General features: G+C 72.7%; 10 protein-coding genes. 6 read left to right on the top strand and 4 right to left on the bottom strand.

Features of this window, described 5'->3' with window-relative positions; all coding sequences use genetic code 11:
- Positions 1–403 precede the first annotated feature (403 nt).
- Positions 404–1768, bottom strand: coding sequence for an FAD-dependent oxidoreductase (locus tag ACIRR9_RS07605; protein ID WP_403748630.1), 1365 nt, complete (start codon positions 1766–1768; stop codon positions 404–406).
- Positions 1769–2033: 265 nt separating this feature from the next.
- On the opposite strand from ACIRR9_RS07605, the gene ACIRR9_RS07600 reads away from it, so the two are divergent.
- On the top strand, positions 2034–3092 hold the full coding sequence (locus ACIRR9_RS07600; protein WP_403748628.1) for an NAD-dependent epimerase/dehydratase family protein: 1059 nt from the start codon (positions 2034–2036) through the stop codon (positions 3090–3092).
- A 29-nt stretch (positions 3093–3121) separates the two neighbouring features.
- On the opposite strand, the gene ACIRR9_RS07595 is transcribed toward ACIRR9_RS07600, so the two are convergent.
- Together ACIRR9_RS07595 and ACIRR9_RS07590 are read right to left on the bottom strand one after the other, a co-directional pair.
- Entirely contained in the window at positions 3122–5449 is a 2328-nt protein-coding gene (locus ACIRR9_RS07595) for a C40 family peptidase (RefSeq protein ID WP_403748626.1), read from the bottom strand.
- Between the two features lie 382 nt (positions 5450–5831).
- Positions 5832–7061 carry a PP2C family protein-serine/threonine phosphatase gene (locus ACIRR9_RS07590; protein ID WP_403748623.1) on the bottom strand — a complete coding sequence of 410 codons (1230 nt, stop codon included), beginning with the start codon at positions 7059–7061 and terminating at the stop codon, positions 5832–5834.
- Positions 7062–7360: 299 nt separating this feature from the next.
- On the opposite strand from ACIRR9_RS07590, the gene ACIRR9_RS07585 reads away from it, so the two are divergent.
- The gene (locus ACIRR9_RS07585; RefSeq protein WP_403749011.1) at positions 7361–9322 is read left to right on the top strand and encodes a DUF1996 domain-containing protein; all 1962 of its coding nucleotides are present in this window, start codon (positions 7361–7363) and stop codon (positions 9320–9322) included.
- Between the two features lie 6 nt (positions 9323–9328).
- On the opposite strand, the gene ACIRR9_RS07580 is transcribed toward ACIRR9_RS07585, so the two are convergent.
- Complete coding sequence (locus ACIRR9_RS07580; RefSeq protein WP_403748621.1) at positions 9329–9709, bottom strand: lipoprotein; 381 nt, start codon at positions 9707–9709, stop codon at positions 9329–9331.
- A gap of 247 nt (positions 9710–9956) precedes the next feature.
- Here ACIRR9_RS07580 and ACIRR9_RS07575 point away from each other — a divergent pair, with 247 nt between their 5' ends.
- From ACIRR9_RS07575 to ACIRR9_RS07560, 4 genes are all read left to right on the top strand, one after another.
- On the top strand, positions 9957–11273 hold the full coding sequence (locus tag ACIRR9_RS07575; protein WP_403748620.1) for a lipase family protein: 1317 nt from the start codon (positions 9957–9959) through the stop codon (positions 11271–11273).
- A gap of 77 nt (positions 11274–11350) precedes the next feature.
- Positions 11351–11809, top strand: coding sequence for a flavodoxin family protein (locus tag ACIRR9_RS07570; protein ID WP_403748617.1), 459 nt, complete (start codon positions 11351–11353; stop codon positions 11807–11809).
- Positions 11810–11936: 127 nt separating this feature from the next.
- On the top strand, positions 11937–14084 hold the full coding sequence (locus ACIRR9_RS07565; RefSeq protein ID WP_403748614.1) for an acetoacetate decarboxylase family protein: 2148 nt from the start codon (positions 11937–11939) through the stop codon (positions 14082–14084).
- A gap of 16 nt (positions 14085–14100) precedes the next feature.
- Positions 14101–14409: a hypothetical protein gene (locus tag ACIRR9_RS07560; RefSeq protein ID WP_403748612.1), complete on the top strand. Its 309-nt coding sequence runs from the start codon at positions 14101–14103 to the stop codon at positions 14407–14409.
- Positions 14410–14585 lie beyond the last annotated feature (176 nt).

Here is a 14585-nt window from a genome sequence, read left to right as displayed (position 1 = left end):
GGTGCGTCCTCCAGTATCACCGCTCGGGAGCATGTCTCACAGAGCGGGGGGCGCCCGCGCACGGGGAGCACGCCCCGCACCCGGGGTGTGAACGGAGCGCGCCATACGACGCCGGTTCACCCGTGTCCATGATCCGCCGCGCCCCGCACAATGGTGCGGCGAACGGGGCCCGCCCGCCCATCCGCTCAGGGACGGGCCCCGTTCACCACGGCTTCGGCCGCCTTCGCGCAGGTCACCGGCGCCTTCGTGCCGAAGGCCTCGCCTGTCATGAGCTCGCGGCGCACCGGCCGCAGACCGCCGCGGTGCGGTTCGCCTCCCGGGCGGTCGCGAGCGAGCCGGCCGCCTGCCGGTGAAACGCGGAAAGGGGGCCGGCGCAGATCCGCCGGCCCCCTCTCTCAGTGCGTCACGCGCCGCTCTCCCGGAGCATGTCCTCGCGCTCGACGAGCTTCACACGCTCGCGGCCCTGCGGCTCGCCCAGCGCCTTCTCGGCGGCGTCCAGCTTGTACCAGCCCTCCCAGGTGGTGAAGCGGACGTCGCGCTCGGCGAGGAAGGCATCGACGGCCTCCGGCGCGGGCGCCTCGGGGGTGTGCAGCCGGCCGCCCGCGTAGTCGTCCAGCAGGTTGGACACCGTCTCGTTGGCGTCACCCTTGGTGTGGCCGATCAGACCGACCGGGCCGCGGCGGATCCAGCCGGTGACGTACGTCGACTGCTGGTGGTTGCCGCTCTCCTCGATGACCCGGCCGCCCTCGTCCGGGACCGTGCCCGACTCGATGTCCCAGGGCAGCTTGGGCAGCTTGTCGGAGAGGTAGCCGACCGCGCGGTAGATGGCGGTGACGTCCCAGTCCTTGAACTCGCCGGTGCCCTTCACGTTGCCGGTGCCGTCGAGGGCGGTGCGCTCGGTGCGCAGGCCGGTGACCTGGCCGTCCTCGCCGAGGATCTCGGTCGGGGACTCGAAGAAGTGCAGGAAGAGCCTGTGCGGGCGGTCGCCGGCGTCGCGGATCGCCCAGTTCTCCAGGGTCTTGGCGACCATGTCGGCCTGCTTGTTGCCGCGCCGGGTCTCGATCGAGCCCTTGTCGTAGTCGATGTCCTCGGGGTCGACGATGACCTCGATGTTGGGGGAGTGGTCCAGCTCCCGCAGCTCCATCGGGGAGAACTTCGCCTGCGCGGGGCCACGGCGGCCGAAGACGTGCACCTCGAGGGCCTTGTTGGCCTTGAGGCCGTCGTAGACGTTCGGCGGGATCTCCGTGGGGAGCAGCTCGTCGGCGGTCTTGGCGAGGATGCGGGCCACGTCCAGGGCCACGTTGCCGACGCCGAGGACGGCGACCTTCTCGGCCTCCAGCGGCCAGGTGCGCGGCACGTCCGGGTGACCGTCGTACCAGGAGACGAAGTCGGCGGCGCCGTAGGAGCCGTCCAGCTCGATGCCGGGTATCCGCAGCTCGCGGTCGGCGGTCGCGCCGGTGGAGAAGATCACCGCGTCGTAGAAGGAGCGCAGGTCGTCGAGGCTGATGTCGGACGGGTAGTCCACGTTGCCGAAGAGGCGGATCTGCGGCTTGTCGAGCACCTGGTGCAGGGCCGTGATGATGCCCTTGATGCGGGGGTGGTCGGGGGCGACGCCGTAGCGGATCAGGCCGAACGGGGCGGGCATCCGCTCGAAGAGGTCGATGGACACGCCGGGCTCGGCGGCCACCTCGGACTTGAGCAGGGCGTCGGCGGCGTAGATCCCGGCCGGGCCGGCTCCGACGATGGCTACCCGCAGGGGGCGCGGCATGATCAGGTTCCCTTCGAGCGGAGACTGTCGATCGAGTGAAGACAATCGATCTCGAACGGGAAGCCTAAACTAAGGCAGTCCTAAGTTAGTACGCGGGTCCGGTCTATGACCCCATAAGCTGATCTTATGCCCTCTGTCGGGCCCGGCTTATGCCCCCAGGACGTTACCGGTGCCCTCCCGGTGCTTGGCGCCCGCCCCGGGCATGCACCAACCTGTCCTCTGCGGCGCACCGAGGCGCGGTGGCCGGAGGGCGAGGGGGAAGAGCGTGGACGCACGCGGGGAGACGGCCGTCGCGGTGACCGGCGGCAGCGGATTCGTCGGCAGCCATCTGGTCCGGCGCCTGCTGGAGCGGGGGTACGCGGTCCGCGCGACCGTCCGCGGAGCCGCCGACGCGACGAAGGTCCGGCCACTGTGGGAACTCCAGGAGGCCTTCCCCGGCCAACTCACCCTGTTCGAGGCCGACCTGCTCAAGGAGGGCTCCTTCGACGAGGCCTTCCGCGGCTGCGCGACCGTCTTCCACGTGGCCTCGCCGTTCCTGATGCCCGAGTGGATCAAGGACGGCCAACGGGACCTGGTGGACCCGGCGTTGCTCGGCACCCGCAATGTGATCGGCAGCGTGGAGCGCACCCCCGAGGTCGAGACCCTGGTCTTCACCTCCACCGTGGGCGCGATCTTCGGCGACTACGCGGACGTCCGCGAGATGGCCGGCCAACTGCTCATGGAGAAGTACTTCAACACCAGCAGCACGGTGGCGAACAACCCGTACCACTACGCCAAGACGGTCGCCGAACGTGCCGCCTGGGACGCCGAGGCCGCCCAGGACCGCTGGCGCCTGGTCTCCGTCAACCCCGGCCTGATACTGGGCCCTTCCCTGACCCCCGCCTCCGAGTCCGGCAGCCTGTTCCTGCTGGACGAGCTGTTCAAGGGCTACTTCTGCTACGGCGCCCCGGACTTCAGCTTCACCACCGCCGACGTCCGCGACGTGGCCGACGCGCACATCGCGGCGGCGGAGAACCCGGTGGCCAAGGGCCGGTACATCGTGGCCAACGAGACGATGACGTCCTTCCACGAGATGTCGCGCATCATCCGCACCCGCCACCCCCGCGACCTGCGCCTGCCCCGCACCGCGCTGCCGCACTGGCCGGTACGGATCCTGGGCCCTCACTTCGGCCTGACCCAGGACTACATAGAGAAGCACCTCGGCATCCGCTTCCGCGTCGACAACAGCCGCAGCGTCGACGAACTGGGCCTCGTCTACCGGCCGATCGAGGAGACCCTCCTGGACCACCACGAGAGCTGGCGCACGCGGCGGCGGAGGGTCTGACCTCGACGGTCGTACGGCGGTCGTACGGGCTACGCGGGGCGGACCACCCGGTGGATGGCCGACTCCCCGGCGTTGTAGACCGACTCCTCGCGGATGGTCGCCCCCGGGCTCGGCGCGTGGATCATCGTGCCGCCACCCGCGTAGATCCCGACGTGGCTGTCGTTGTCGAAGAAGAAGATCAGATCGCCCGGCTCGATGGCGGCGAGCGTCATCGGGGTGCCGGCGAACGTCTGCTCCGGTGCGGTACGCGGCAGCGTGACGCCCGCGGCGCGCCAGGCGGCCTGGGTCAGGCTGGAGCAGTCGTACGACTCCGGACCGGTCGCTCCCCAGACACACGGCCGCCCGATCTGCGCCCGTGCGAACGCCAGCGCCTTCATGGCCTTCCCCGGCTCGGGCACGGCGGCCGGCTGGGGGAGGGCGCCGGTGTCGACGAAGGTGCCCGGGGCGAAGGTGCCCGGGGCGAAGGTGCCGGTGGCGTAGAGGGGGTCGGCCACGGGGGGAAGCGGAGCCGAGGCGACCGGGGGCGCGGCGACGGGCATCGCAGCCGGGGCGGCCGGGGGTGCGACGGGCATCGCCGCAGGGGCAGGGGCCATGGTGCCGACGGCCATGTTCATGGCCATGGCTGCGGGTGCCGGTGCGGGAGCCATGGCCGCCGACATGCCCGCAGGGGCAGGCGCGGGGGCCATGGTCGCGGCGGCCATCGCCATGGGGTCCGCGGACGCCGTCATAGGGGCGGCGTAGGCGGTGGCGGCAGGCTGCGCGCTGCCCGGATAGGCGTACGGGGCGGGGGCGGGCTGCGCGGCGTAGGCGTACGGGGCGGGGGCGGGCTGCGCGGCGTAGGCGTCGACCGGCGGCATGGGGGCCATCTGGGGCATGGGGGCGGCGGCGGGTGCTCCCATGGCGTACGTGCCGGTGGCGTAGGCAGGTCCGGCGGCGGCCGGGGGCGCTGCGGCGTAGGCCGCGGGGGCCGCGGGCGCGCCCGGGGTCATGACCCGGAACGTGCCGGTGTCCATCGGGTTCTGGGCGGGGATGACGGCGGTGGCGGCGAGAGCCTCGGCCTGGGCGGCACCGGCGTTCGCGTCCGGTATCGGGGAGTAGGCGGTGGACGCGCCCGGGGTCATCACTCGGAACGAGCCGGTGTCGGCCGGGTGCGGGGCCGGAGCGGCACCCATGTCCATGGGGGGCACGGCCGGGAAGCTGCCCGTGCTGCCCGGGGTCATCACGCGGAATCCGCCGGTGTCGGCCGGGTTCGGAGCGGGGGCCGCGGGGGCGCCCGGGGTCATGACCCGGAAGGTGCCGGTGTCCATCGGGTTCGGGGCCGGAGCCGCACCCGCGCCACCCGGGGTCATCACGCGGAATCCGCCGGTGTCGGCCGGAGACGGGGCGGGGGCCGCGGGGGCGCCCGGGGTCATGACCCGGAAGGTGTCGGTGTCCATCAGGTTCGGGGCCGGAGCGGCACCCATGTCCATGGGGGGCACGGCCGGGAAGCTGCCCGTGCTGCCCGGGCTCATCACGCGGGCGCCCGTGTCCGCCGCGGTCACCGTCGGGAACGCGCCCGTGCCGGTGAGGGCGTCGGTCCCGAAGGAGCCGCTGTCGGTGCGCTGGGCGGGGATGCCGAAGGGGGGCGCCTGCCACTGCTCCGCCGGGGCCTGCATCTGGGGCTCGGGGGTGGGCCAAGGGCTCTGCGCGACCGGAGCGGGCTGGGCGACCTGGGCGGGCTGCGGCATCGGAGCCGGCTGTGCGGCCGGGGCCGGGTCGAGCGCTGCGACCGCACGCTGCCCGGTCCGCTGGGACAGCAGCTCACGCGCCTTGGCGACCTTGAGCTGGCTCTTGGTCTTGGAGGTGCCCGGTGCATGCCGCTGCGGCACGGCGGAGGAGGGGGCCTTGGGTGCGGGCGCGCTCGGCGCGCCCGGCGGCAACGCCGCGCCGGGCCCCGCGGTCAGCTCCAGCTTCGGGCGCTCCGCCGGCAGCTCGCGGACGACCTCGATGTCGCTCTGCCCGGACGTTCCCGCGGGCAGCGCCAGACGGGACGGGCCGGAGTCCTCCAACTGGCTGAGCAGGTCGGCGGCCATGGCGCTGACGGGCCGTCGCGGGCCCGAACGGTCGGGCATCCGGTCGGTCGGCAGCGCGGCGGGGACACTCGGTCCCAGCTTCGTGCGCGCCCCCTCGAACCACTCCCTGGCGATGTTGTCGAGGCCCGGGTCGTCACGACGCTGGCGCTTGAACAAGGGGACACCGCGTGAGCGCGAACCCCCGCTCATCGCACGTGTGGCGTTGTAGTTCCCGGTGGCGTTCTCGGCCTGGTCGTAGAGGTTGTTGATCCGCTGTCGAACCTCGTCACGGCTCTCGGACGCCATGGGGGTCGTGCTCCTTCCGTACTCCGCCTACCGGGTTGGCGATGGGGGTACCCCCAGGCCTTTCAGGCACTGGGGGAGGGTTCGGGCGTCGAATCCGGAAGGTATGCCCTACGGCCCTTGCCCTGGTGGGCAGTCGGCCGATTCACCCCAGTGGTATCGGTCGGGTCCCCGGCTCCGGATCGCCTCGGGAGGCCCGGACTCGGCGGAGGCCGCGCGGCCCGACGGGATTCGCCGGGGGGAGCCGAGCGGCTTAAACGTCAACTTAGCCAACTTGTGTCACTCGTGTGAAGGTTGAAGTGCGTAATGTCCGATACGTATTTGTGATGTTCGTCGTACTGTTCGGAACTCGACCGTGGGGGACGGCATTTCGCACGGTGATCGATCACAGTCGTACGACCACCAGGGCGGTGTCGTCGGTGGCTCCCTCCGGGGGCAGCAGCTCCCGCAGGACGGCGTCGGCGAGTGTCTCCGGATCCAACTCGCCGTGCAGGGCGAGGGATCGGGCGAGGCGGTGCAGTCCCGTGTCGATGTCCTCGCGGCGCCGTTCGATCAGTCCGTCCGTATAGAGGACAAGAGTGGCGCCGTCGTCGAACGCGGTGACGGCCTGCGGGCGCGGCAGCGGATCGGGGCGGGCGTCGAGCGGGGGATCGGTGGCCCGGTCGAGAAACTCCACGCGGCCGTCGGCGTGCAGCAGTACGGGTGGCGGATGCCCGGCGCTGCTGTAGGTGACCGTGTGCCGGTCGAAGTCGACGAACGTCGTCACCGCCGTGGCCGACTCGGCGCCGTCCACCACGTGCGCGTACCGTCCCAGCACGTCGAGCGCCTGGGCGGGCCCTTCGGCGACCCGGGAGGCCGCGCTGAGTGCGCTGCGCAACTGTCCCATGACACAGGCGGCTTCGAGTCCGTGCCCGACGACGTCGCCCACCGAGACGCCGATGCGGTCGCCGTCGACCAGGTCGACCAGGTCGTACCAGTCGCCGCACACGTTCAGCGCGCCCACGGCGGGCCGGTAGCGTACGGCCGCCAGGTGGTGGGCCGGCTGCCGGGGTGCGGGCAGCATCGCCTCCTGCAGGGCGACCGCCACCTCGCGTTCCCGGGCGTGTGCCTGCCGCAGCCGCTCGTTGACCTCCTGCAGCTCGCCCGCGCGCCGGTACAGCTCGGCCTCCAGGACCCGTGTCTGCCCGTCGTCGGCGGCCCGGCGCGCTCGGATCAGCTCGGTGACCTCCTCGACCCGGTGCACCAGCAGGACGACCTTCCCGTCCGCGCCGAGGACCGGCACGTTGACCGGGCTCCAGTAGCGCTCCTCCCAATATCCGGGCCGGTCGGGGATCTGTACGTCGTACCGCTGGAGGGCCATGGTGTCCCGCTCGCCGGTGGCCAGGACCCGCAGCAGCGATGTCTCAAGGTTGCGCATGCCGGTCGCGTCGTCGTGGTTCGGATTGTCGGGAAACACATCGAACAGATACCGGCCGATCAGGTCCTCGCGCTTGCGCCCGGACATGCGCAGGAACTCCTCGTTGGCGTCCGCGTACACCAGGTCGGGGGTCAGCAGCGCCACCATCCCGGGCAGGGTCTGGAACACCGTCGCGTAGTCGATCTCCGCATCGGTCATGACAGGGCCACCTCCCCGCCTTTTTCGCACCAGTTTCTCATGGAAAGTCTTCATCGCGCGGTGTGATGGCCCCGGCCGGAGGGTGCGCACCGTGTTCGCTCGATCACTTTGCGGAGTGGCAATCTGTGAGGTCGCCGTGAATGTGCGGGGTTGTTGAACACGGCGGTGCCACGGCCCGTATCCGGCGGGGGATTTCCATGCCCGGCCGCCCACGACCACGCAGGGGTACGACCGTGAGACGCAACAGGCGCAGACGCCCGACCGGCGCACGACGCGCGACCTTCGCAGCGGTCGCGCTGATGCTCGGAGGGGGAGGGCTGGTCGCGGCGAACGTCTACGCCTCGGCCACCGAAGGCGGCTCGGACCAGCAGTCCTGGCCGAACGTCCAGGTGCTGTCCGCGCCCACGGTCTACTGCCCCGACGTCGGCAGCAGACTGACGGCCGTGCCCGACGGGGCCCGGTCCGACGTCGACGGTGAACTCGCCCAGCTGGATCAGCAGATCGCGGCCGCCTACCGGCAACTCAAGGAATCGGGACAGGCCCTCCAGCAGGACCCCGGCTTCGCCGACCGGGAGATCATGAACCCGCTGAAGGAGAAGCGGTCCGCGACCCTCCAGCGCATCGCCGACGCCATCGGACGCGAGGGCGACCGCCCCCAGGGCCTCGACGACCTCGCCGCCTGCACCCTGCACTCCTCGAACGAGGGCGGCCAGCAGTCGGCGTCGCCCCAGGACAGCGCCACACCGAGCCAGGGCGGCGCCGCGCCGAGCCAGTCCGCCGGCGCCGGCGGCCAGGGCGGCAACGGCCCCGTCGTCGCCGACTACGCCGACATCACCACGGTCCAGCCCGACGTCTCGACCCCGGCCGAGCGGCCCGGCGGTTCCACCGGCACCTTCAGCTCCAGCTGCGGCGTCAACGCGAACGGCCTGTTCAACTCGGACAACGTGATCGTCGCGCCCGGTGTCTCCAACGGCGCCCACCACTTCCACGACTACATCGGCAACCAGTCCAACAACGCCTTCGCCAGCGACCAGGACCTCGCGAACGCCGACACCAGCTGCGCCGACAAGGGTGACAAGTCCACGTACTACTGGCCCGTCCTGCGGCTGCAGAACGGCAAGCAGGAGCGGGACGCCGACAAGCCGGGCGGCGGCACGGAGGGCAACGCCGGCCAGATCGTCACGGCGAAGCAGGTCACGCTGACCTTCGAGGGCAACCCGACCTCCAAGGTCACCGAGATGCCCCGGCTGCTGCGCATCATCACTGGCGACGCCAAGGCCTTCGTCAACGGCCCGAAGAACGCCAACGCCTCTTGGAGCTGCACCGGGTTCGAGGACCGGCAGCTCAAGGACAAGTACCCGCTCTGCCCCTCGGGCAGCGACGTCGTGCGCACCTTCAGGTTCCAGAGCTGCTGGGACGGGCGGAACATCGACAGCGCCAACCACCGCACCCATGTGGCGTTCGAGGGTCCCGACGGCAGCTGCCCGGAAGGCTTCAAGGCCATCCCGCAGCTGGTCCAGCGCATCGTCTACGACGTGGCCGCGCCGAGCCTCCAGGACGGCGGCCGGACGGTCCCGCTGTTCGCGGTGGACTCGTTCCCCGAGCAGCTGCACAAGCCGGTCACCGACCACGGTGACTTCATCAACGTCTTCGACGAGAGCCTGATGCGGGACATGGTCGACTGCATCAACTCGGGCCGGACCTGCGGGGCGGGCGCCGCCCAGCAGCCGCCGTCGCAGAGCGCCGAGCCGGACCCGACGCAGACGGCTTCGAGCCCGGCCGACCCGCCGAGCGACGCGTCGACCCCGCCCGCCGAGACGTCGACACCGCCGAGCGACACGACCGCGCCGCCCGCGGAGACCGAGAGCGCCCAGCCGTCCTCCGAGCCCCCGGCCGACACGCCGACGACGGAGGCTGCCCCCGGCACAGTGACGGAGCTGCCGAGGGTCGACGCGAGCGTGTCGCCCAAGAAGTCGTCCACCACCACGGGCGGCGGTGACATCAGCCGGCCCACAGAGCGGCCCGACACCCAGGCCCCGGCCGCGTCGACCGCGCCGACCAGCACCGCCGCGGCCGCCCCGGCCGGGCAGCAGGAGAGCCCGTCCACCGCACCCCAGACCGAACCCCAGACCCAGCCCCAGGCCGTCCAGGGCGGTCTCGCCGAGACCGGCGCCCACCTCTGGCCCGCCGCCCTCGGCGCGCTGCTGCTGGCGTCCGGGTTCGTGCTCCTGTGGCGCACCCGGTGGCGGAACGAGGCCTGACCCTTCCTAGGTCGTGTGCAGCGTCTCCTGGGCGAGCTCGAACGCGGGGAGCATCTCTTCGTGCTCCTCGCTGTCGAGCCCGCCCAGGTGCAGTACGACGGGGCCGCGAGGCGTGACCACGGTCAGGGCCGACTCCTTCTTGCCCTCGTTGAGGACCCTGCTGCTGCAGACGTAGTCGACCCGCACCCCGGAGAGGCCGTCCGTCCTGAAGTTCCGGTACTTCGCTCGACCGGCGCAGTCCTCGGCGGCCACGAACGCCCGCAGCACCGCGCCCGCGTCACCGCTGCACCGCTCGACCCGTGCCCCGACACCGTGACGTCGGCCGAACGCGGCGACACGTCGCACCCGGTCAGCGCCCCCGTCGGCCCCGTCAGCAGCGCGAGCCACGCCACCCATCTCCGTGCGGTCCCCATCCCGCGCCTGCCCCTCGGCTCGTTGACCCACCGTCATATTACTGAACCGTAACCAAACGGCCGCTACCACCGGTAACGCATCGCTCGTTACCGTCGAGTAAATCGCGCATGCCCCACATACGCACCGCGCGTGTACCGCACACGCACCGCACACGCCCCGTCGGCCGCTCCGGGGACTCCCCGTACCACCTCCCACGTCCAGCACGTCCAGGAGGTTCCCCATGCCCGTACGCATCCGTCTGCTGGCCACCGCCGTCGCCGCTGCCGCCTGCCTCTGCGTCCAGACGCTGCAGGCCACGGTCTCCCAGGCGGAGGTCTCCCGAGGCGTCACCATCCCAGCCTTCTACGACCCGCCGGCCACCCTGCCCACGGCCGACGGCACCCTCATCCGCACCGAGCCCCTTCCGCTGGCCCTGAGCCTGCCGAGCCTGCCCGGCCCGTTGCCGGGCAGTGCGACCCGGCTCATGTACAAGTCCACCGACTCGGCCGGCGAACCCGTCGCGGTCACCGGCGCCTACATCGAGCCGACGCTCCCCTGGCTGGGCCCCGGCGCCCGCCCGCTGGTCGCTCTCGCCCCCGGCACCATGGGCCAGGGCGACCAGTGCGCCGCCTCCATGGGCCTGCAGTACCCGCTGGTCCTCAACGGCCAGACGGTGTCCGTAGGTTACGAGGACCTGTCGATCTACCGGCTGCTCGCCGAGGGGGTCGCGGTCGTCGTCACCGACTACGTCGGCCTCGGCGCGACCGACCGGCTGCACACCTACGTCAACCGGCTCGACGGCGCCCACGCGGTCCTGGACGCCGTACGCGCCGCCCGGAGCGTGCCCGGCACCTCGGTCACCGCGGCCTCGCGCGTCGGCCTGTTCGGCTACAGCCAGGGCGGCGGCGCGACCGCCGCGGCCGCCGAACTCCAGCCCCGATACGCCCCCGATGTCACCCTCTCCGGCAGCTACGCCGGGGCGCCGCCCGCCGACCTCACCGCCGTCACCGCGGCCATCGACGGCAGCGACCTGGCCGGCGCTCTCGGCTGGGCGGTGAACGGCTTCGTCCAGTCCGACCCTGCGCTGAAGCCGATCGTCGACGCCCACCTCGGCGCGGCGGGCCGGGCCGCGCTCACCGACCTGTCGACGATGTGCGTCGGCGACGCGATCCTCGCCTACGGCTCCACGCACAGCACCGCCTGGACGAACGACGGCAGCTCCATCGCCGACGTCATCGGCGAGGAGCCCGCCCTCCAGGCCTTCCTGGACGACCAGCGCATCGGTACGACGGCACCCGCGAGCCCGGTCCGGCTGGCGACCGGCGTCAGCGACGACCTCGTGCCGCACGCCCAGGCGCGGCGGCTCGCCGTCGACTGGTGCGACGAGGGCGCGAACGTCACTTACGTCCCGGTCGTCCTGCCGGACGCGGGCCGTGCCCTGCTGAACCACCTGGAGCCGTTGATCACCGACCAGGGCGACGCGGTCGCCTGGCTCACCGCCCGGCTGTCCGGCGTACCGGCCGTCTCCAACTGCTGGACCATGCCCGCACAGCCCTGACCGGCCGCCGCCCTGTGCCGCCGCCCGTCCGCGGTCGCGGTTTGCCGTCGGCGGGCGGCGCAGGGCAGGGTGCCGGTGTGCCTACCTTGCTGATCGTCCATCACACTCCCTCACCGAACTGCCAGGCCATGTTCGAGGCCGTCGTCTCCGGGGCGACCACCCCGGAGATCGAGGGGGTGCGGGTCGTGCGGCGGGCGGCCCTGTCCGCCACCGCCTCCGACGTGCTCGCGGCCGACGGATACCTCCTCGGCACCCCGGCCAACCTCGGCTATCTCTCCGGCGCCCTCAAGTATTTCTTCGACCAGATCTACTACCCGTGCCTGGACGAGACCCGGGGCCGCCCCTTCGGCGCCTACGTCCACGGCGGCAACGACGTCACCGGCGCCCTGCGCGCCCTCGACGCCATCACCACCGGCCTCGGCTGGCGCCGGGCGGCCGAGCCGGTCACGGTGACCGGCGAGCCGGCCAAGCCCGACCTGGAGGCGTGCTGGGAACTGGGTGCGACCGTCGCCGCCGGACTCACCGCCGACGCCTGAGCGGTCGCCGCCGGCCGCCGCAGGCCACCGTCGGACGGGGCCGGCGGCGACGGAGTCGAAGGTGCGCGCGCCCGGTCCAGGGCACACGATGGGACCAGGCCATGTCGTCGATCCGAGGGAGCGTCGGATGGCAGCGCATCGCCGCGCCTCCGGGCCGCCCACGAAGGAACTGCTGCGGGAGTGCGCCCATGACGTGGTGGACGTCGCCGAAGGCATCCGCGAGGTCTGCGCACGGACCAGCTCGGTCCTGTTCGCCCCGGCGCTGACAAGCTCCGCGCACCGCCGCCCGCGCACCGGCCTGGCCGCCCGCTGGGCGCTGCTGCGGGCGCTGACCAACAAGCAGGGACTCGGCGGCTCGGCGATCGTCGCGCCGGACGGGGTGGGCCATCTGCTCGGCGCGGCGGGCGAGGCGCTGGGCCGGGAGAGCCTGGCCGCGCAGGTGGCGGTCACCTCGCTGCGGCTCCGGATCGCCGCCCTGCTCCTCGACCACCCCGAGTTCGAGCACGACCCGGGGATGCGCCGGCTGACGGACGCCGTCACCGCCGACCGCGACCCGGAGGCCGTACGGGCGCTGCGCACCCTCTTCAAGGACCAGGGCGCCCAGCACGCGCTCGCCGGACTCACCCCGATCCTCGCCGAACTCCTCGCCGTCCGGGGCCTGCTGGACGAGGACCCGCTGAACGACGAGACCGCCTGGGCGCTCGCCGTCGGCCGTGACCTCACCGCCGACCCGGTGACGGGCCTCGGCGCCTCCCGGCTCTTCGCCGTGGACCAGGGCGAAGGCGCCACCGCCCGGTCCGTCGAACTGTCCGTGCGGGAGCGCCAGGGCGTCGCCGACGAGGGCTCCTTCCTCGGCTTCCTGCGCAACATCGACCTGCTCTCCGCCGACGGCCGTGTCCTCGTCCAGGAGGTGCGCGGCCCCGACGGCGTCCTCCGGTACGTCGTCCAGGCGCCCGGCACGGCCCCCGGCCGCCCCCGGCACGACTCCCCGCAGGACTTCGCCGACGCCTGGCGCAACCTGTTCATGGCCGACTCGCCGTACACCCGCTCGATCCTGCTGGCGATCCGGCGCCACGGCATCCCGCGCGGCGCCGACCTCGCGCTGCTCGGACACGGCGAGGGCGGGACCGCGCTGATGAACCTCGCCCAGGACGACGAGTTCTGCCGCGCCTACCGGGTCACCCACGTCGTCGCCGTCGGCTCGCCGGCCGGCGACAAGAGGCCCGCCGACCCGCGCACCTGGGTCGCCGGCATCACCAACCGGTACGACATCGTCCCCGGCCCCGACGGCCGGGGCGCGAGCGCCCTCGCCCCGCACCCCAACCGGTACGAGGCCGACTACGCAGGACCGGACCGCGAGTTCCCGCTCTGCCACCTGCTCCGCGTCTACATACAGCACCTGGAGACGGTGATCCCGCAGACGGCCCAGGACATCGACCGGGCCCTCACCCCCTACCGGGGCCCGGTCGAACTCACCCGCGCCTACCAGCTCCAGGACCGCGCCCACCCGCCCGAGGGCTACCCCTTCCTGACCGTCCCCACCACGAGCCTCCCCACTTCCGCCGGTCCGGTCGACGTGCCGGTCCGCTACTACGACTCCTCCGCCGCCCACCTGTGCTACCCGGTCGACACCGACGTGGCCCGCAGTCTGCTGCCGGACGTGACCTGGATGGTCCCCACCCGGCTCGGCCGCCGCGCCCTGGCCGTGCTCTCCCTCTACGAGCACCGCTGCACCACCATCGGCCCCTACACCGAGCTCGGCCTGTCGATCCTGGTCGACGACCTGTGGCGGCCGCACGCGTACGACATCGCCGTGGACCTGCTGCGCCGCGTCGACCTGCGCCGCACCGGACGGTACGTCGTCTCGCTCGCGGTCGGCACCGAGGAGGCGCGGGCGGTGGCGGCGGAGGTGTGGGGCCAGCCGGCCGTGCACGGATCCGCCGCGGTCGACCTCCAGGCGCGCGAACTCCATGTCGAGGCACCTGAGCTGGGTCTCAGCGTGGAGGGCGGTCCGGGCCCGGGCGTGCGCTGTCCGGAGGTGGACTGGGTGTTCTACGGCCGCCGCGGCGACAGCACGGTCCGCACCCTCGTCCGCGCCCACGGGAGGCTGCAGCTCCATGGCCGGCCCCGGGTGCGGCTGCGGCTCGACGGCGCCCACGGGCCGTTGGCCCGCCACCTCCAGATCCTCGAACTCGACACGGTCCGGCCCAGGTTCGTGCTGTCCAGCCGGCGCTTCGTGGCCCGCAGAAGCGCCGGCGCGGTACTGCCCCGCTGAGAACAGGTGAGCCCCCATGGCGACCGAATCCCGTCCCGCCACCGCGTCCCCGGAACTCCTCGCCTACGTCGACGACCTGAGAGTCGACGCCGACCGGATGGACGGCTATGCGCAACGGCTGCGCGGCGCCGCCGCGACCCTGGGCGGCCGCACCGGGACACCGGAGTGGAGCGGCGCCGCGCTGGAGCGGCACGCGGTCGCCTGCACGGCCGCGGCGGCACAACTACGCTCCGCGGCAACCGCATTGCTGGCCCACGCGACAGAACGCACCGCCCGACCCCACCACCCGGCACCCATCGACGCCAGCCTTCGCCCTCTCAAGTAGAACCAGCGGCCCCACCTCCTCGGGATCGCCGAGAACCACGCGCCCAGCCCCCATGGGCCCGCAGGGGCCGGAGGCTTGAGCGCACTCCACACCCGCTCCTTCGGTTGGGACCGGTGGGCCGACCTGCTTGGGGGCGCGGGGATCTGCTCGCCCAGCCCCCGCCGGCCCGCGCGGGT

The organism is Streptomyces sp. NPDC101234 (assembly GCF_044767525.1).
GTDB classification, from domain to species: domain Bacteria; phylum Actinomycetota; class Actinomycetes; order Streptomycetales; family Streptomycetaceae; genus Streptomyces; species Streptomyces sasae.
Note: the sequence above shows the minus strand (reverse complement) of the source record. Positions and strands in the feature narration are given on the sequence as shown.